Annotated in this window: 19 protein-coding genes and 1 tRNA gene; 5 read left to right on the top strand and 15 right to left on the bottom strand. The window is 37.0% G+C overall.

Features of this window, described 5'->3' with window-relative positions; all coding sequences use genetic code 11:
* Positions 1-42: 42 nt before the first annotated feature.
* The 13 genes from AC3B6P_RS06935 to AC3B6P_RS06875 all read right to left on the bottom strand — a co-directional run bounded on the left by AC3B6P_RS06935 (position 43) and on the right by AC3B6P_RS06875 (position 11,490).
* The gene (locus tag AC3B6P_RS06935; RefSeq protein ID WP_489805363.1) at positions 43-1,344 is read right to left on the bottom strand and encodes a hypothetical protein; all 1,302 of its coding nucleotides are present in this window, start codon (positions 1,342-1,344) and stop codon (positions 43-45) included.
* Positions 1,345-1,491: 147 nt separating this feature from the next.
* Positions 1,492-2,043, bottom strand: coding sequence for a hypothetical protein (locus tag AC3B6P_RS06930; RefSeq protein ID WP_489805362.1), 552 nt, complete (start codon positions 2,041-2,043; stop codon positions 1,492-1,494).
* 71 nt (positions 2,044-2,114) lie between these two features.
* Positions 2,115-2,531 carry a hypothetical protein gene (locus AC3B6P_RS06925; protein WP_489805361.1) on the bottom strand — a complete coding sequence of 139 codons (417 nt, stop codon included), beginning with the start codon at positions 2,529-2,531 and terminating at the stop codon, positions 2,115-2,117.
* A gap of 50 nt (positions 2,532-2,581) precedes the next feature.
* Complete coding sequence (locus AC3B6P_RS06920; RefSeq protein WP_489805360.1) at positions 2,582-4,162, bottom strand: hypothetical protein; 1,581 nt, start codon at positions 4,160-4,162, stop codon at positions 2,582-2,584.
* The gene (locus AC3B6P_RS06915) at positions 4,162-5,106 is read right to left on the bottom strand and encodes a hypothetical protein (RefSeq protein WP_489805359.1); all 945 of its coding nucleotides are present in this window, start codon (positions 5,104-5,106) and stop codon (positions 4,162-4,164) included. Before AC3B6P_RS06915 ends, AC3B6P_RS06920 begins: the two co-directional genes overlap by 1 nt.
* 228 nt (positions 5,107-5,334) lie before the next feature.
* Positions 5,335-6,048, bottom strand: a complete 714-nt coding sequence (locus AC3B6P_RS06910) for a hypothetical protein (protein ID WP_489805358.1) — start codon at positions 6,046-6,048, stop codon at positions 5,335-5,337.
* Between the two features lie 15 nt (positions 6,049-6,063).
* Positions 6,064-7,218 carry a hypothetical protein gene (locus AC3B6P_RS06905; protein WP_489805357.1) on the bottom strand — a complete coding sequence of 385 codons (1,155 nt, stop codon included), beginning with the start codon at positions 7,216-7,218 and terminating at the stop codon, positions 6,064-6,066.
* Positions 7,219-7,288: 70 nt separating this feature from the next.
* The gene (locus tag AC3B6P_RS06900) at positions 7,289-7,906 is read right to left on the bottom strand and encodes a hypothetical protein (protein WP_489805356.1); all 618 of its coding nucleotides are present in this window, start codon (positions 7,904-7,906) and stop codon (positions 7,289-7,291) included.
* 101 nt (positions 7,907-8,007) lie between these two features.
* Positions 8,008-8,472 carry a 5-fold beta-flower protein gene (locus tag AC3B6P_RS06895; protein ID WP_489805355.1) on the bottom strand — a complete coding sequence of 155 codons (465 nt, stop codon included), beginning with the start codon at positions 8,470-8,472 and terminating at the stop codon, positions 8,008-8,010.
* 35 nt (positions 8,473-8,507) lie between these two features.
* Positions 8,508-9,872 (bottom strand): hypothetical protein, encoded by a 1,365-nt coding sequence (locus tag AC3B6P_RS06890; protein WP_489805354.1) that lies wholly within the window; start codon positions 9,870-9,872, stop codon positions 8,508-8,510.
* 132 nt (positions 9,873-10,004) lie between these two features.
* Positions 10,005-10,376 carry a hypothetical protein gene (locus AC3B6P_RS06885; protein ID WP_489805353.1) on the bottom strand — a complete coding sequence of 124 codons (372 nt, stop codon included), beginning with the start codon at positions 10,374-10,376 and terminating at the stop codon, positions 10,005-10,007.
* A gap of 155 nt (positions 10,377-10,531) precedes the next feature.
* Positions 10,532-11,095, bottom strand: a complete 564-nt coding sequence (locus AC3B6P_RS06880) for a hypothetical protein (RefSeq protein WP_489805352.1) — start codon at positions 11,093-11,095, stop codon at positions 10,532-10,534.
* Complete coding sequence (locus AC3B6P_RS06875) at positions 11,092-11,490, bottom strand: hypothetical protein (RefSeq protein WP_489805351.1); 399 nt, start codon at positions 11,488-11,490, stop codon at positions 11,092-11,094. The genes AC3B6P_RS06880 and AC3B6P_RS06875 overlap by 4 nt, the downstream gene beginning before the upstream one ends.
* 372 nt (positions 11,491-11,862) lie before the next feature.
* Here AC3B6P_RS06875 and AC3B6P_RS06870 point away from each other — a divergent pair, with 372 nt between their 5' ends.
* Both AC3B6P_RS06870 and AC3B6P_RS06865 read left to right on the top strand, forming a co-directional pair.
* Complete coding sequence (locus AC3B6P_RS06870) at positions 11,863-12,243, top strand: helix-turn-helix domain-containing protein (protein ID WP_489805350.1); 381 nt, start codon at positions 11,863-11,865, stop codon at positions 12,241-12,243.
* Between the two features lie 137 nt (positions 12,244-12,380).
* Complete coding sequence (locus tag AC3B6P_RS06865) at positions 12,381-13,118, top strand: hypothetical protein (RefSeq protein ID WP_489805349.1); 738 nt, start codon at positions 12,381-12,383, stop codon at positions 13,116-13,118.
* A 1-nt stretch (position 13,119) separates the two neighbouring features.
* Here the strand turns inward: AC3B6P_RS06865 and galE are convergent, their stop codons facing one another.
* Entirely contained in the window at positions 13,120-14,106 is a 987-nt protein-coding gene (gene galE, locus AC3B6P_RS06860) for a UDP-glucose 4-epimerase GalE (protein ID WP_489805348.1), read from the bottom strand.
* 89 nt (positions 14,107-14,195) lie between these two features.
* Positions 14,196-14,269, bottom strand: a tRNA-Cys gene (locus tag AC3B6P_RS06855).
* Between the two features lie 152 nt (positions 14,270-14,421).
* Between AC3B6P_RS06855 and AC3B6P_RS06850 the strand changes: the two genes are divergently transcribed.
* From AC3B6P_RS06850 to AC3B6P_RS06840, 3 genes are all read left to right on the top strand, one after another.
* Positions 14,422-15,915, top strand: coding sequence for a TolC family outer membrane protein (locus AC3B6P_RS06850; protein ID WP_489805347.1), 1,494 nt, complete (start codon positions 14,422-14,424; stop codon positions 15,913-15,915).
* 92 nt (positions 15,916-16,007) lie between these two features.
* Positions 16,008-18,713, top strand: coding sequence for a valine--tRNA ligase (locus tag AC3B6P_RS06845; protein WP_489805346.1), 2,706 nt, complete (start codon positions 16,008-16,010; stop codon positions 18,711-18,713).
* 224 nt (positions 18,714-18,937) lie between these two features.
* Positions 18,938-19,594, top strand: a complete 657-nt coding sequence (locus AC3B6P_RS06840; protein ID WP_489805345.1) for a hypothetical protein — start codon at positions 18,938-18,940, stop codon at positions 19,592-19,594.
* Positions 19,595-19,597 lie beyond the last annotated feature (3 nt).

Below are 19,597 nucleotides of genomic sequence, written 5' to 3'. Positions count from 1 at the left end.
ATATTAATAATTTTAAAAATAATATTAAGTTTTATATATAAATTAATTTCCTATAGCTCTAATCATATCGATAGTATTACTATATTCATTATTGTAAATATGATATTCATTTATATATTTCTTACTATTACTTTGTTGCGTCTTAAAATAATTTATGTATCTTTGAAAATTATTAAAATTATTTTCTTTATTATTATTTTTTCTATTATAAGTGTTAATTATATTTTTAATATCAGTTATTTTTTCTTGGTCTTCAAGTGATACCATTTCACAATTTCTTTTAATTGAGCTTAATAAAATATTAGTATAACATTTGTTGATATGATGCTCATTCTCAGTATTTTCTAGATTTTTTATAATATATTTACTGTTATTCGTTGCTAATGGCAGAAGTGGAAAAAATAATTTTTCTCTTTTGGCGTTAAAAAATATAAAATTATATTTTTCATACTTAAATATATTTCTATATTTTTTTATAATTTTTTTTGCCCATGTCACAGAATTTATATTAGAATTTTTATCATATTTATTATAAAATTTTTTATTAATTATTTTATATAAAAAACTAGAATATAGAATAGCATAAGATAAATTTATTTTTTCATGAGAAAATTCTTTGTTTATTAAAGTATGAGTTTTATTATTAAAGTAAGATATAGTATTATAAAATTTAGTAATTAAATTCTGATAATTTTTTTGAAATATTACATCATTATAATTACTATTTAGTAAATAATCATTATTATTTATATAATTTATTTTATTTTTAAATAAATATAACTTCTTATAATAATTACTTTTATATATATCATCTATAAAATTGTTTTTAAATTTTATGTATTGAGAAATACGTTCATTTTTCAATGAAAAATATTTTTTATTATAAATAAAATATTCTAATACTCTTTTTAAATTACTTTTTTCTAAAAAGTTTTTTTCAAAAGAAATGTTTTTTTCTTTGAGTTTTTCTTTCTCTATGATAACAGGTAATATTTTTACATCATGACGTTCTTTTGAAAATTTTGTTTCAAGCTGTTTGTTAGAAAATTCAAAATTCCATATATTTTTAGACAAATATTTATGATCATCAACCATAAGCAAATATCTAAGATCTTTTGTGTGAAAATTAATATTTCTAAAAACAAAAGAAAAGTTATTTAGTGGACTTAAAGAAATATATTTAATATATGATAATTTAGTTCCAATTGTTGCTAAACTTTTATTAAATTTTAATTCTTTTTCTTTTATGAAAAATATTATTTTGTAATTATCTATTATATTTTGATATTCTTGTAGGGTAGGGGAAAGATCCTTCCTGACAATTTTTTTTGATTTAATTTTCATATTTTCCCCTTTACCTTGATAACATAGACAAGATTTTCGTAGGATTTATATATCTGGAGCAATATTCTTCACGTGAGCTATAATCCGTCTCAGATCCGATACATTCGGAAAACCCCTCATCGGCAAGCCAGTCAAAAATAGCTGCGATTATGCCTCCACCATCTCGCCAGTAACATCTTTTCTGATCGAGCTCTGCAACGAATCTCTGTATGCCATAGCGTCTAAGGAGGTCAGATCCACAGGTCTGAGCAAGTTTAGCATATCCAGGATAAGATTCTTTCTTTTTGGAGAAAGCAGAGCAGAGGCGACAATAAAAAAAACAAGAGAATTCTCAAGTTCTGCATGTTCTTCTTCAGAGAGCCAACCTTTTTTTAATGCACTTGAAAGTGGAACAGGATTAAAACCTTCATCTGTCATACCAATATAAGTTGAGTTACGGTTAATATCAGCCAATAACGTCTGATAAGTAGCTTTTCCTTCTGGACCCGATAAATCAGCCTGCTCTTTTAATGCTAAAGCAGCAACAGCAGAACCTGCTGTTATACCAAGCTCATCAGCTTCTAAGCTGCTCCATGTGCGTGCTAAAAGACGCCAGCATAAAGCAAAGGCATCGCGGCTGAGAGGAGGGCAGTGAATAACTGCTTTTTCACTATCCAATGATACGACAAGGTTAAGTCGTTCATTAATCGTAATGCTCATCAATCTATATCCAATTTACTAGCATAATAAAATTTATCAGGCGGTATTAACCCGCCTGATAAATACATAATTTATGATAGGCTCCAAATCTCGGAATTAATGGTTTCATAGCCCTTAATGGTTATGTCCCAACCAACCTGAGTCCCGTTTAACTTTTGTTTCGGTTGCTTTGTAATATAACAATTTTCTACTGTACGATCATCCTGGGCAGAACTATCACTAACAATACGAATCTGACCAATATATGTGTTTTTACTTAGCTGACGAAACCATTCATTGGCCAAGTTCTGTGAACGATTAAGATGGATCGTGATAATGGTATCCTGTTTAGAATGAGGTGCACCAACATAACCTGTCATCGTTTCCATCATTTCAGTCACATCTGATGTATGATCAATCTCAATACCCTCAGAAGTAAGAAAATCAGATGTAACATTCAGTGCCGCATTAGAGGTCACGATAACAGATCCTCGGAGACGGTTAAGCATTCCCTGCTGATTTGAGTTATTGATATCCATAATTTATAAACTCCAATTTATTAGTGTGTTGTCGTTGCTGTGACAGTCTGCCCTGAAAAATCTACAGCTAAATTATATGTAAGGCTCAAGAAGCCACGTACTGGAACGACGGTTGATGCAAGTCCATTATAAATGCCAGCTGTATAGTCTGAGGGATTATCACGTAGATAATTTTCAAAAGAGGTAACATTAAGTGAATAATCTGAAAGAATACAACCACAACTGACAGCACTATTAAGTGTCTGCTGAGCACAAGCAGCCAGGCGGGAAATACCGGATTGATTATATACAAGAGGACTAATACCAGGCTGACTTCCTTCGATAATTGTGTTGGCTAGCTGTAACTCCATATTAATGGAACACCAGTCAGCCCCATACCAGCCTGACATGGAATCACCATTCATGAAATTACCCCAGAAAAGAATACTGTCCTGAACTCCACCTTCATTAGCAGTTCCCGCAAAACCAACATTGTCAGTTTTAAATTTCTGAAAATAGGATTTGTTTCGGGCTTCTGGCCATGGTGTAATTCCATTCAACACTCTGAAACTCATAGGAGCCAGACGATTTAAAGCTGAGGGACTGGCAGAACAATACTGGGCACAGACGGCAGCGGCAAGATGCTCAGCCGACTGTGAGGCTGAAGTTGTTGTCGGTAAAACGACAGAACCCGTATATTCAACACCATAAAAAGTAGATTTCTGACCTACAGAATTGGCAATAAGATGGCTATAACCATCTTTATCGCCGCAGAAGAAGAAATAAACTCTGGTATTATTCCCTGATTGATCTGACAAAAATGATGCTAATGTACTATCAAGAGCGGATTTTCTAGGGAATACATATCCGTAATATAATGACGTATTCTGTTCATACCATTCAGAAAAAGATGCCCCCATCATATTCGGCTGTAAAATACCTAGTTCTAGAATATAGCAACCATTATTATTATTGGAAAACCATGATGTTCCCATAGCCATTAATTCGGAAACAGATTGTGTATTATCAATTACACTAAAACCACTAATATCTAGTTTAAATTCCGTATTGGCAGGAATGTCATCATCAACAGAGCTATCTAAGAATACTGTGAGTATAATATTTCCTTTATCATCTTTTTCTTTATATGTAACTTTATTTGTAACAAAATCACTATCTCCTTTACGAAATTTAGAAAAAGTTAAACTTGATGGCATAAATGTAGCTGGTAATTGCTTAGATGATGAAGCAATAATATCAAATTGAGTATCTACGCCTTTTGTGATAGAATATTTATTCTTAAAAATACAATCATTAATTGTAAAAGGAACTTCGTATGAAGGGTTATTTCCAACTACAGGTGGATCAATAATTTGATTGCTAAAATTTTTATTAGACTCACCTCGAATGAAGAGGGAAGATTGTCCATTAGAGAAACTTTGGACTTGTGCTGTACTCGACGGATCAATCAGAGCTGTCAATTCCGATAAGTCTGCTACAAATCTTGTTTCTCCAGCCGATAAGGATGTAGCACCAAGAGAAATAAGACAGCCTTTTTTTTGTAAAAGACTAGGTTCTGCACCACGAATGACGCTTTCATTAATAGTAACAATTTGTGGCATTATGAATTCCTTAAAGTAATTTTTGCAGATTTTATAAGTTGTAGTGCCTGATTGCGCGCAGCAGTCTGACAATACATGATTTCAAAATTAATTTTTTTGTACATAGCTAATATACCAGCTTCTGGCATAATTTCTTTTTCGTCACGAATAAAAGGATTATTAATCACTCCAAATTTTTCAGGATTAAGTAAAGCCCAATGTAAAATAAAATTCCTAATATTAGAGACTTCTTTATTTGTCATGCCATAAAGCAGAAGACTAACAGTTTCCTTTACAATCTGACTATCACTTGCTGTATAATTATCAACCATTGATAATGATGTGTCTATGATGGTGTCAGGATCATTATGAACAACTATATAAGGAGGGGATTGATTTTCAGGAACACAATAACTAGGAAAAATGGGAACGTGCTCTGGCCATGAGCACCATGTAAGAGCTGGACTTTTATCCAATGGTAATGAAAGAAAGAACGGAAGACTATTACTTACAATTGTTTCCTTAACATCAAGCTCAGTGAAATCGTCAATAAAGTGATTTTCAAAGATAGGTCTTAATACCTTACCATAATAATGAAATAATCCATTATCATTATCCCTGGATAATTGTGATCCTATTACAAATTTTGTATTTAGAGCCTCTCCAACCCATATAAACGATACATCTTTATCATAAAATGATTTTATTTCTGTGTTACAAATGAAGCGAATATGACCGCTATCATAGTTTTCAGAAATAAGCTGTTTTATACCTGAATCGATATAAAAATTTCCTGTAACGGAAATAGTTTCTCCGGTTGAAACCCAAAATATATAACCATCTAATGGTAATGTTGTACGCTTATATTTTTTAAAAGTAATATTTTTTAATGTATTTTCATTATAAGAAATATTATTTTTTGAATCTTGAGTGGTTTTTATTAGTTCACTTTGAACGTTAATCATAAAATACCTCTCTCAATCGTTCTGTTTGAACGGCAAGATATTTAATTTCTTTTGTTTCCTTATGTAATATAAGAACAAAATTTAGAAAATTACATTTCATTATTCCCTATGTGGACCTTCACGTATCACATAATTTATCCCACTTATTTTGGTTGCGAATTTATAATTGTATAAAAAATTAATATACATAATGTAGTTTAAATTATACTTCAATAACATACTAAAATATTAGATAATACCCATTCCACTCATAATTTTTTCTGCAAGATTATTACAGTTTTTTGACATACTATTTATATTTTTTGTCTTATTTTCATATTTTATTCTTAGCCTATCCCCAACCTTATTGGCCATATTTCTATTAAAAATAGGTCGTTGAAAGTCAAACTGATATAAACTTGATGGGAATTTTTCTGGATTTGGCGTTATATCAGATATTTTTTGTAGAATCATATCAGTCCAAAGACCACTTGGGGTTATAATAATATAACACCCGCCAAGGCAATTATGTTTTGTAAGAGCTTTCTGTAGAGCTGTTAGTGTTGCTCGTTTTGTCTCCATAGCTCTAACACCACGGGCAGGACACATCATTTGCATAGAAATTTTTGCTACATTATTTGAAAAAGCGTTTCCTGCAGACGTAATATCTGTAAAAGAGTTCTGTGGTAGTGTGTTCTGTATAATATTGTTTTGTGTTATATTATTATTTATCGCTTGTTTCCAGTGGCACCAAAAAGAATCTATTGAAGGAATATTAAGTTCTCCATTAACACCATCTAAAATCATTTGATCAAGACGATCAATTTTTTCCGTAAATAAAATTATAGGAATTAACCCACCCATATTACTGGCAATACCATCTTTAAGAAGTATTGGGCTAATAATATAAGGTATATCATTTATATTATTTTCTATTTTATCTACAATAGAATAAAAACTCATATAAATCCTTATATATTAATTTTTTTTGTTACCATTTTTGGAAGGAAGAGGAACATACTGCTTAGCTGTATATGTACTTGCCCAATCTAGTCCTTTTACACCCCTGAATTTTCCATTATATTCAACTTGTGTAATAAAAAAAATACCACTAAAGATAGATTGTTGCTTAGTAGATGGATTATTTGTTACAGTATTTGTAATAGTATTATTTAAATTTATTACATTAAAGGTAGGAAGCATTATCCTGTCCCCAATGATTATGTCACTGCGCATTTGACATTGGAATGTCAGAGAATTTTCTTGTATATTCCAAGTTGGTTGTCCAATTAATTCATCGAACTGTATTTGTTTTATAGAATTTTCTTCTGTTCCATCCGCAAAATAAATTGTTTTATCATTGCAAAAGATATAGAGATCACGCTTTGTCACTTTATACCAAAGACTATTTTCTTTAGCATCAAAACCGATGGATTTTGCGAATGTATCAAAATCATTATAATGATTTTGGTATTCTTTGTCACTTTGAGCTTTTTTTGTCATGGCTGAACGAAAAACTATATTATAATCAGGAAAATGTTCCCTAACACAGTTTTTAAAGGCATCCGCCAATAAACCACCTTTCTTAACACTAACTATATAGGGTTTTTTTTCAGTAGATTTCTGAGTATTTTTCTTATCTTGATTGAATTCTTGCCTATCTATATCTTCTATATATGGCTTTATGTATAGTTGCAAAGCCATTTTTGACTCTTGCCATATGCCTATGCTTGATTTTATACATCCTCTTAAAATCAAGCCAGCTAATGAAGGATTGCAAATCGTAAATCCTTTTCCCAGTCCTGCTTGCAACTCAATAGAACGCCCTTTCAGATTTGCGGCCTGATTGATCAGATCAATATCAATTCCATATAAAGTAATAGAAGCTAGCGTCTCCTGGGCTATATGCACCATGTCTATCTTAAATTCTATATCTAATGCGCCAGAGTCATAATCACCAAAAGGATTACCAGAAGGGGTATAACCACTCCCATTTTCATCTATTGAAACATAGCTTGTATAAACAAGTGTTTTTCCTTCTTCTCCATTTTCTTTTAATGTTTTTTCTACAGATGAATCGCTATCATGTTTTATTGGATTAGGTCCAATTATTAATTTATAAAAACGCATCATATTACCTGTATTTTTTAAATATTATAACAGAACGAAAATTAAAGATGATGACACTTAGGAGTTGTATAGATTAAAAATTATTATACCTTTTTGATAATTTAGGCGTCATAATTTCTTGAAAATCCAATTGAAAAAGACTTGATGGTAAAGTTACACTATTTGATGTTATATCGGAAAACTGTTTTAGTACCATATGTTTATATATAAATCCTGCAGTAATTACAGTAAAATATCCACCCATTAAAGAATGTTTAGTTAATATATTTTGCAAAGACTGTAACGTATCTTGCTTTGTCTGCATTGCTCCCGGTCCACGAGCAGGACAGATCATTTGCAGAGAAACTGTAAGAGGGTTACAGATCAGATGATTTGATGCAACTTCCTGATTCCCCATTGAATATATAGCTGGTGTAAAATCAAGCAATGTATTCATTGACGTATCCCCTGTAGGATTAGGGGGCATTTTCCAATGACACCATAGATTATCAAGGTTAGCTATATTTAATATTTCATTGACATCTCCACCTATTAATTTTTTTCTAAAATCTAAAGATTCCGTATAAAAAATAATGGGCACAGATTTACCGACTTTTTCTACAACACCACCTTCAAGTAAAATAGGACTTATAACATAAGATAATTCACCAACAGTTAGTCTTATCTGATCTATAATAGACGAAATACTCATAAAATTACCCTTAGTATTTTTATTAGTAAAATTATATTTTTAATAATATTTATTAAATAATAAAATAATATATTGTTATCATAATTTTATTAATAACGTGTCTAATGCTCGTTTTCTTTTGCTTTTAAGATCATTAAGGCTCCTACAGCCTTGTCTTCAGGTGGAACACTGCCAAGTTTACGTTCAGGATGTTCTTCATAAACCTTTCCATCTGGAGTGATGGTTCCCAGTTTAGTACCGTCTATTCCCCTTACAGAGCCATCAAGATCAATATGGCCAACACGTGTATCATTTAAATCAATCAATCCATTTATAGTAACGTCACCGACTAGCTGACCAAATCGGTCTCTTACCGCACCATCAGAATCAATGCTGCCATATCGTTTGCCGTCTTTGCTATATAGGCGGCCGCCAGCATCAATATAACCTATGATATTATTATGAGCATCTCGTAGAGTGCCTCTTTGCCAGCTATGTTCGTCTGTATAACCCGGATTAACGGACGATATAAATAATAAACAACTGATAGCTAGAACACATAGATATCTGAAAAAGGGTAATCTCACTTTTTCATCCTTTCTCAAAACATTTATTAATTCTTTTATTTACTTTTTATAGAATGTTTCTGCTCTGTTTTTTTTCTCTTGTTCATTTCAATTTGATCAGCTTTAGCTTTTTCTTCTGCTATCTTTTTAGCTCTAACATGCTCTTCTCGAATTTTCTGATCTTCTATTTCTCGCTGTCGATCCTGATAGGTTTTGAGGATTTTATGCGCTTCTTCAAACTTGCTTAATTTACCTTTATAAACTTCAACTGCATCGCCCTTATGGCCAAAAGGTTTAGCAATAAGCTTATTCTTTTCGTCGAAAAGCGTACCCTCGGGACCAATATGACCGATAATTTTTTCTTGAAGATCAAGCACATTCATATTCTGATCCAAATGACCAATTTTATTTTCATCGACATCATAAAGGATATTATGCTGATCAAGTGTGCCACCATCACATTCTTCAAAGCCATCCCATGGCACATGCATATTATTAATTCCGTCAAGTAACATACGTGCAGCAGAGTCTTCGAAGCCATAAGGCACTTTACCTACAGCCCTATCGCCATCATCATAAAAATTGATATCCGTATAGTTTTGGTCCGTCCCACCATAACTGACAAACCCAACACGCCTGTGCTTCAGATCATAAACGCTACGGTCATCAAAACCATCACGTTTATCCATATAACCAATTAACTGATGCAGGTTATTATAAATTTCTCTCTTATTTTCTGTATAAGCAAAGCTGCAAAGATAAGCATATTTAGCACGTTCAGCTTTATGCTGGACCACAGCTTTATCATAATCAAGGAGCAAAATAGCGCCGTAAGGGCGACTGCTGGTAATCATACGGTCATCAGGATGAGAAACTGGAATTGCCTGATAATCCGTCTCTTGTGGAATATAAGTGACTGTTCCGACTTTTTTCTCATTTAAATCATAAACTTCGTCGCTATATTCAAGCGTGCCATAATGAGCAGCTCCCTTAAAGCGGAGACCTGGTCTTTCTGAAAAATTTATAGAGGAGGTGGTAAAATCATCTTCGTGCAGTTTACCATTTAATTTTTCATTACGATCAAGAATATATCCCTGCTTATCAACATTTCCAACCCATTCATGCCGAGCATTATAAACGTCAAGGTGATTCCGGATATAACCGATGACAGTTTTGTTTTTCTTAATCGTACCAATCGTTTCTATAAGCCCTAAACGATTTCTGAGACGGTCATATACATACCCATTCTCATCCACGATACCGACAAAACTATCATTGCTATCATCATAAATGTCTCCAGCCTTCCATAAATCATGCCACTGCCAGACCGAATAGGGACGATCATAATGGGCCTGATTTGCATTACAGCCAGTCAGGAAAGATGAGACACCCAAAAAGAGTAGTAGAGGAGTGATTTTCATATAATTTTCCAGATATCTCATATAAACATTAATATCATATGAAACATGTCATATGATAAATTAATTTTGCACTCCTTGCACCTTATAGATTAGAAAATCAAGTTTTATAAAAAATATTGGTTATAATGAAGATTAATTTCTGTATGGAGAGGTCTGACTGAAACTCTGGTTAAATTTATCTTTTCCAGAATTCCATATTTCTCCATTAAGAAAAATTATAATAATTTTATAAGAAAGATTATCCTTTAAAGATTTATTTTCCTTCATTATACGAATAGAAAGTACATATGGTGAAACCATCTCTTCTATTTTTTTGATCTGCAAATCAGACATAATAGAAGAGGAATTATATGATATGTTGTAGCCTAAGTCAGGATATTTGTAGCATTCTCCTTTTTGAAGCAGTAAAAGATTCTGCACCCAGGCTACAATTGCTTGATTACCTGTAACAGCTACCCATTTTTGTTTTCCATTATCTTGCCATTGTCTCGTCCAGACTTTCATAAAAACTCCACATAATGACAAAACCGTCATTTATAGTAATAATCGTAACATATAAAATATTTATAGAGAGAAAATAAAATACTGTATTTATAATATCTAGCAATGCAATAAAAAAAGCCGCTGTTTTATTGCAGCGGCTTTATAATTAATTCATCTTAGGATTCCTTATACACTATCCGGCCCGCTTTTGCAAGAAGTTTTTCACGTTTCTTATTTTTGTGCTCCTCCAAATAAAATTCTGAAAGTTGGGTTAGTATAAGTGCCATTTGCGCTTGAGCCGATTTTCTGGCGGATGTCTCATCTTTATTGGGATAAAATATTTTCCCCAGCTCTGTAAATGAAACTTCCTCTATAAGGAAAATTCTCAAACGTTCATGAACACAAAATCCTAACGTTTTTTGTATTTTTTTTATCCTCAATCCTGCTTGAGCTTTACTCATATTAAAGGTAATAAGATCTCCTTTTTCCTTATGAACAGAAAAACTATTATTCAAAGAATCTACATAACCAAAATACGCATATAAATAATCATTTAACCACCATTGGGCCGATGTAAAAGCATTTCCATCAATATCACCTTTTTCATGAAGTAATTTTAAATTGTTAATTTTAATTCTTTTTTTATTTAATATTTCATAATCAAATTTATTAGTACGCTCTTTTGTCGGCATTATGTGTTCAGTATTTATTTTTTTAATAGATATTTTTTTCTTTCTCATATTTTTTCCTCATTAGACATATTTGTAACAAAAGTAGAAAAAAACTTTTCTGTTCCGGTTAAAGGATGTAATGCAGGAAGCGGTTCAGATGATTGTGCCTGTTCTTTTTCATGTTCTGTTAATTTCAGATTTGCAGGAATATGTCTCAAAGGGGGAGAGAGATTGTCATTTTTAGAAAGTGATAATTTTTTTGATTCTATATTTTCTTTGTGTGATTTTTTTTTATCTGAGCCAGGTTTGTCGCGGGTATAACGCCTTATAGCGGCACTCAAATATCCTTCGCATACGCCTTTCGGAATCTTAAGAAGGCGTTCTATATCTGCTTTTTTATGCCCAGTTTTTATTAATGAACGCAAAAGTTCTATACGTTTTTGATTCCAGTAAACATGTCTCATAATAATCCATGTAAATTTACAATATATTCGTTTTTTTTGCTAAAATAGTTAATGCAGATCCTGTAGAAAGTAGACTTATAGCTATTGCAAGAACGAATATGTTATATGTTGCAAAGAAAATTCCTGATATTAATCCAAAAAATATCAAATCAATAGAAATTATTATTATAATAAAAATATCATATATACTTTTTATACACATATAATTATCCTTTATTATTTAATAAGAAATTCATTTTTAACTCATCTTAGGTGTATGACTCCTTTTGCGATGTTGAGACTAAAATGTTTGTATCACAAACAAATTCTCTTTCAAACTCTTTTCGTTATATAATTAGACAGCCTAAGTCCCCAGTTTTGAGAATTTATTACATGAATAAGAAAAAATTATTGGAAGCCATAAAAGACAGATTACGCAGTGAACGTAGGAATTTACGTATAAAAAAAAATTTGAAAATCACTCAGGCCGATGTGGCTGAGGCAGTAGGGATTTCTCGCTCCCATTTAGCAGCTGCGGAATCTGGTCATGTTCTATTAAGCCTTGAGACTATCATTCTTCTTGCTAATTTTTATGATGTTTCCGTAGATTTCCTCATTGGGAATTCTTCGGGTACAAACAAGAATCATCCTCATATAACCCTAACTGACGAGGAGAGAGCCTTTATACGTGTTTTACGGGCCATGGATAGCAATGAACGTCAAAGTCTCATAGGTTTTTTGGACAAGCTTAATCATAAAATTGAAGCTGCGTAATCCCATTACTGTTATAAGGTTTCTTCTCAGCAATGGAGGAAAATATTTTTATTCCTCTTTATCAGGAATAGTTGAAGGATTATCCTTTTTTCTTATAAGTAGGGTACGTGCATTGGTTTATAGAGGAAGACGACCTAATGAGATCTTTTTGTGTCCTAATGGCCTTAACTGCTCTCGTGGCCATTACGTCACCGATGGCTTATGCTGACAATAAGAATGTCACTCTTGAAACGCCTTTTCTTCCTTTGCCTGATGCTCCTTCAGTAACGAAAGATACAGTGGCTGGCTCCACCCGTCAGTTCCAAAAAACAGGCCAGCATTATACGCACGAACGCTACGCAAGACGCCTTAAAGATGAGCAAAATTTAGAGAAAAAAGGATTAAGTCCTCTGACGGCGCGCAGAGCTGTTTGGGCAATCGCCCATAAACCGCAATCTAGCTGTGCTATTTATGCAATGCATCTGGCTGGTTATCACGATATGAAATTTGTGCGCCCTGATTTTAAAAATAAGTCAGAAGGTGAAACAAATGATGAGTTGGTAGCAATGATTACTGAGCACAAACTGTGTGATAAAAACCATTTAAATAAAAGACTTCCAGCAGCTTTGCCTTACGTTCAGGCTGATAAAGTTGTATCTTTTTTTCGGAATCATCCACAACTGGCTAAAAAGACTTTAATTACTGCTGGAATTTCACAGAAAAATGTGGACGATATTACTTGGGTGATCCTCCATCATCCTGAGAGTTCCTGTGCCTGGCAGGTAGAGCGTATTTTGGCAGATGAAAAAAGTGGGGACCATGACTCTGATGATGAAAAAGACGCTGTTCTAAAAATCGAACACAGAAACGAATGTTCCCGTACTTATTATAAATAGGTCAGTTTCTATAACCATGAGGGTGAGCAATACGCCAACGTAGCGCTGTTTCAACAATTGCATCAATATCAGGGTAGAGAGGCGCCCAGCCAACATCTGCACGAAAACGGCTTGAATCAGCAACAAGAGACGCAGGATCCCCCATCCTTCTTGGTGCCCACGACCATGGAAGTTTCATACCAGAAACGCGCTCCAAGGCTTCTATGACCTCAAGATTACTAAATCCCTTGCCATTTCCAAGATTATAGGTGACCGAGCCCTCTTCAAGTTTATTTACAACCCGGATATGGGCATCAGCAAGATCTGTTACATGAATATAATCACGGATACATGTGCCATCCTTGGTCGGATAATCATTACCAAAAATTTTCAATGCCGGACGACGCCCTAATAGAGCATCAATAGCAAGGGGGATAAGATGTGTTTCAGGCTGGTGATCTTCTCCAAGACGCCCTTTAGGATCAGCTCCTGCTGCGTTAAAATATCTCAAACAGGCATAACGCATGCCATAAATCTGATCCGCCCATTTCAGGGCGCGCTCTATTATAAGCTTGCTTTCTCCATATGGAGATGCCGGATCGACCGGGGCTGTATCGGGGATAATAGGGGGAAGATTTTTCCCACCAAAAAGAGCCGCAGTGGATGAAAAAACAAAACGCTTCACATCATATTTTGTACAGGATTCAATAAGATTGAGTGATGTCAACGTGTTCGAACGGAGATATTCATAGGGACGCTCCATGGAAGCTCCCACAAGTGATAAGGCTGCAAAATGCATGACCACATCCCATGGTCCCTTCGAAAGACATTGATCAACAGCGGTACTATTCGCGAGGTCAATTTCAAGAAATTCCGCCCCTGAGGGGATGGCTGCTTTATAACCCGTACTAAGGTTGTCCAGAACAATAACTTCATGGCCATTATCAAGAAGGTTCTGTGCAACATGGCTGCCAATATAGCCGGCTCCGCCACTAATCAGACAGCGCATAGACAGACTCCTTCTTTTTTGACATCTATAACCTTCCGCATGAAATATCTGCGGATTAAATATAATATAAGCTTAAGATATGGGATTTATGGAGGTCTGGGCGGGAATCGAACCCACGTTCGCGGATTTGCAGTCCGCTGCATCACCATTCTGCCACCAGACCAAGAGGACGCGTGCGTTGTATCGCTTTTTCCATTTCTGCCGTCAAGGGGGAAGGAGCATGAATTTTACTTTTTTGCATAAAACGCGCCTACCACCCTTTAGGGAAATAGGATATCCTCTCACCGTAGGAAAAGAAGGTTTGATTTTTGTCTTATGAAGATTAACCATTACGCACGAAACTATACAGGCGTTTCTTTTAAAGTTGGGTTAGGATTATGTTCAGCCCTCATTGCGCCAGCAGTCATGGCGCAATCCTATGACGGGAAGGGAGCACCTGAGTTCATTCCCCATACACTTCGTCAGGCCATGGCAACGGCTTATTTGACCAATCCTCAGCTGAAAGAAGCTCGTGCGCAATTAAGATCAGTCGATGAACAGCTCCCAGCGGCACAAAGCGGGTGGCATCCTACTATTCAGGGATCTGGGTCTGTCAGTTATTATAGCGGCAGCAATGATAATTATTCGATGCAGACCTTTGGCACAGGCAGCAATAGACGCCAAATGCCAATTCATAGTGGGCAGAGTTACTCCACGCCTGGCTATATGGTTGGTGTTACGGTCTCCCAGCCAATTTATCAGGGAGGGCGTACTATTGCTTCAACAAGACAGGCCCGCAACCAGATCATGGCGCAGAGAGCGCGTTTAATTTCAACTGAACAAACCGTATTGCTTGCTGTGACAAGTGCTTATGTCAATCTGGTCCAGAATGAGCAACTCCTGCAAATCAGCTTGAATAACGAAAAGGTACTACGTCAACAACTTGATGCGACCAATAAACGCTTCCGCCTTGGCGAATTAAGTCGGACAGATGTTGCTCAGGCTCAGGGGGCATTGGCAACCGCTCAGGCCCAGAGACAGGAAGCAGAAGGCATGTTGCAACAGAGCCAGGCCACTTATGTGCAGGCTGTGGGTGTACCTGCGCCTCCAAATATACAACCACCCCAGGCACTGGTTTTGCCCGTCAAAAATGAAAAAGAGGTCATCTATCAGGCTGTCCATAATAATCCAGATGTTGTTGCAGCCCTTTTCGATGAAGCGCAGCAAAAAGATTCCGTATCTGTTCAGATGGCAGCCATCTTACCAAAGATTTCGGCTGAATTAGGCTATCAGAGATCAAGAAATCAGGGAGCAAGCCATTCAGAAACAGAAAATAAATATGCTGAACTAGCGTTCCAGGTTCCCCTTTATCAGGGAGGGTCTGAATATGCAGCCGTCAGACAGGCAAGGCAGAATGCAGAAGCAGCTCATCATGAGGTCAACACACAACGGCGCACAGCTCTGCAAAAAGGCTCAGCAGGATGGCAGGAAATGCTTGCCGCTAAAGAAAGTATAAGCAGTAACAAACTCGCTGTATCTGCCGATATCGCTGCATTAGCTGGGGTTGAGCGTGAGGCTATATTAGGCACTAGCAGTACATTAGAGGTTCTGCAACAACAGCAGACCTTGCTACAGGCACAACAGACCTTGGTCCAGAATGTCGCAACTTATGTGTATAATTCCTACGTAACAGCGGCCGCCATCGGACGGTTAACGGCTCTTGATCTCAAGCTTAATGTCCCCCTTTATGATGAAAAAGCCTATTTTAAATCAGTCAATGGTCGTCTCTGGGGAACAGGAGACTATGCTGTCAATCAGCCAGGCCGCTAATTTATTTCTTTAAATCTATCTCTTCGCGTTGCCGCAATGCTGCGCTAATGAGAGTTTCATAATCATTATCACGACCTGAAAATTGGAAGATCATGTCAGAGCAGAAGTCCCCTTCATTACAAAAATCAGAACTTGAAAAAAGCTTCATTCCACAGAGTTATGAAGCAGAACTTTATCAGTTAAGTGAGAAAAGGGGCGATTTTAGAGCTGATCCTTCAAAAAAAGGAAAAGCGTTTTCTATCATGTTTCCACCGCCAAATGTCACAGGGACGCTCCACCTTGGACACGCATTGACCTTTACCCTTCAGGATATTCTCATTCGCTGGCAGCGCGAAAAGGGGGCAAATGTCCTCTTTCAGCCGGGCACTGATCATGCAGGAATTGCCACACAGATGGTGGTAGAGCGTGCCCTTGATAAAGAAGGTGTTTCCCGCAAGGCCTTGGGACGTGAAAAATTTACCGAACGCGTCTGGGAGTGGAAAAAAGAATATGGCGGTACCATCATCCAGCAATTACGTAAACTGGGCGTTTCAGCTGATTGGGAGCGTGAACGCTTTACAATGGATGATGGACTTTCCAATGCTGTACGAAAGGTCTTCGTCCAGCTTTTTCGTGAGGGACTGATCTATCGCGATAAACGCCTTGTTAACTGGGATCCTGAATTCCGCTCTGCAATTTCTGATCTTGAAGTTAATAATCACGAGATAAAAGGATCCATGTGGTATATCCGTTACCCGCTTAAAAGTGGAGAAGGGACCATTACCATTGCAACAACACGTCCCGAAACCATGCTGGGTGACGTTGCTGTTGCGGTAAACCCAAAAGATGAGCGTTATTGCGACTTGATTGGTCAAAGCGTGATCCTACCTCTGACTGGCCGTGAAATTCCGATTGTTGGAGATGAACATTCTGACCCGACGAAAGGAACTGGGGTTGTCAAAATTACCCCAGCTCATGATTTTAATGATTTTGAAGTTGGGAAACGACATGGCCTGCCAGCCCTTACGATCCTGGATGAGAGTGCCTGTATCTGGCTTGATGAAATCAGGGCTGACCTTCATAAAGTTGAAAATCTTGCTGATCCAGATTTTGTAAAGTCACTTTCCGGCTTGCACCGTGATGAGGCCCGTAAAAAAATTATTGCTGAGCTTGACCGTCTGGAGTGGCTTGAAAAAATTGAGCCTCATACACTGCAAGTTCCCACAGCAGATAGAGGGGGTGCCATTGTAGAGCCCCGTTTAACACTACAATGGTATTGCGATGCAGCCACATTGGCAAAACCAGCGATTACTGCCGTAGAAACGGATAAAATCGTCTTTGAGCCAAGGCAGTGGGAAAATACTTTTTTTGCATGGATGCGGGATCTGCAACCTTGGTGCATCAGTCGGCAACTCTGGTGGGGGCACCGTATTCCAGCATGGTATGGCTCTAACGGAAAAACATATGTTGCTGAGACCGAAGAAGAAGCCCAGGCCCAAGCAGGAGTTGGAGTTGTCCTGACGCAGGATGAAGATGTTCTTGATACATGGTTCAGCTCTGCGCTCTGGCCTTTTTCAACGCTGGGATGGCCTGAGAAAACAGAAGAGCTGGAGCGTTATTATCCAACCTCCATCCTGGTCACAGGATTTGATATTATTTTCTTCTGGGTCTCCCGTATGATGATGATGGGACTGCACTTCATGAAAGAGGTGCCGTTTCATAAAGTTCTGATCCATGGTCTGGTTCGTGATGAAAAAGGACAGAAAATGTCCAAGTCACGCGGTAATGGTATAGACCCACTTGACCTGATCTCAGAATTTGGAGCAGACGCCACACGTTTGGCAATTTGTGCCGGAGCTGGGCCAGGAAGAGACATTAAGCTTGGCCGGACACGTGTAGAAGAACACCGCGCATTTATTACAAAATTATGGAACGCTGCGCGTTTTCTTCAGATGAATGGGGCTATCGTAGGGAATGATTTTGATCCCGAGACAATTCAAACCACATTAGGAGCATGGATTGTTGAAGAAGCACGTTTAGCTACCCAAGCTGCTAATGCAGCGCTGGAAGCATCCCGTTTCGATGAATATGCACGATGCTGCTATCAATTTGTATGGAATATATTCTGTGACTGGTTCCTTGAACTTGCCAAACCACTTCTGAATGGCAATAGGGATGAAACCACAGAGATACAGAAAGTCAGCGCCTATGTATTAGGCATCATTTTACGCATGATGCACCCAGTTATTCCTTTCGTTACATCAACTCTCTGGATCAAGCTGGGTTATGAGGGTGATCTTGAGCAAAAAAAATGGCCTGTGCCAGCTTCTCTTTCTCAAGCGCAGAGAGCCAATAAAGAGGTTAACTGGATTATCCGTCTTATTTCGGATGTCAGGACAGTACGCTCTGAAATGAATATCCCACCTTCGCAAAAAGCACCCTTGCTCTTCAAGGATACCACGCCAGAATGTCTGGCATGGGCAGAAGAATGGCATGAGGCGTTAGACCGCATGGCAAGAGCTTCTTCTATTGAACCGTTAGAGGGCATACCACCTCAAGCAGCGGCACAGATTGTTCTTGAAGATGCAACTGTGCTTATTCCTCTGGAAGGTCTTATTGACCTGGATGCCGAAAAAGCACGGCTAAAAAAAGAAATTACACGCCTTGAGGAAGAAATTGAGAAGGTTGAACGCAAATTGGGCAATGAGAATTTTATTGCTCGTGCCAAACCTGAAATCGTGCAGGAAAACAGGAATAGAATGGAAAACTTCCAGGCTGATCTGTCGAAACAACAGGCTGCCCTGAAGCGCCTTTCCTGACCTTATTCTTAATAAAGACTGGGAGACACCTTATCACTCCCAGTCTTTATTAAGATGAATTTCAGTTCATAATGAGGAGTCGTTTTTTTTAAATACTGCCTTATTGCCCGTTAATCACTTTCTTTTGTTCAGTAATCACTTTTTTGTGTATTTTCCCTTTCAAGAAGCGCATACTCGTTCACAGGGAAGGCATTAAGTTGCATGAATGAGGCACTAAAATGAGAATGAACTCCTCTCACACAAAGGTCCGTCGCGCTTTAGCAGCAGTGGTTTCTTTGGCTTTATTGAGTGGATGTGCGCAATTTCACGAGAAATGTGATCCTGCGAAAGAAGCATGGGCCCGTCAGACTGGTGATAAATCTTTGACTGTGCAAGGCTATATGCTCACAGATGGGGAAGAGAGTCCCTGTTTCGAAAAAGGTTTCAAAGCAGCGATTATCCCTGATGATGATTATGCAAAAAAATATGCCAAGTTTCTGATTCAGACTGATAGCGATCCGTTATTCAGGAGCCTGTCTCCAGATGGTCACGCGTTAATACGTTATACGAACTGGAAGAAAAATTGCGTCTATAATTTCAAAAACCTGCCTGCTGGGAAATGGGTCGTCGTTTTTGAAATACAGAACACTGTCATGCCGCTTGTGACAGTTGCAACAGATATGGGGCCTGCAACAAGTAGTACAATCGTCAGCGGGGATACCTATATCTGGGCACCGATAGAAATTAAGCCGAATGACCATGAACTGAGGAAAAAGCTTGTTTTTAACCAAGCTTTGCCGCAGGAGGATTCTGTACTGAATTTCAAATCAGGCGATGATATATCCGTCCAGAAAGGGCAGCTCCTGAGCTGGGACAGCATATCCGATCACGGGAATAACTAAGAA

The organism is Aristophania sp. ESL1142 (assembly GCF_058107345.1).
This window is presented reverse-complemented; position numbering and strand designations above follow the sequence as displayed.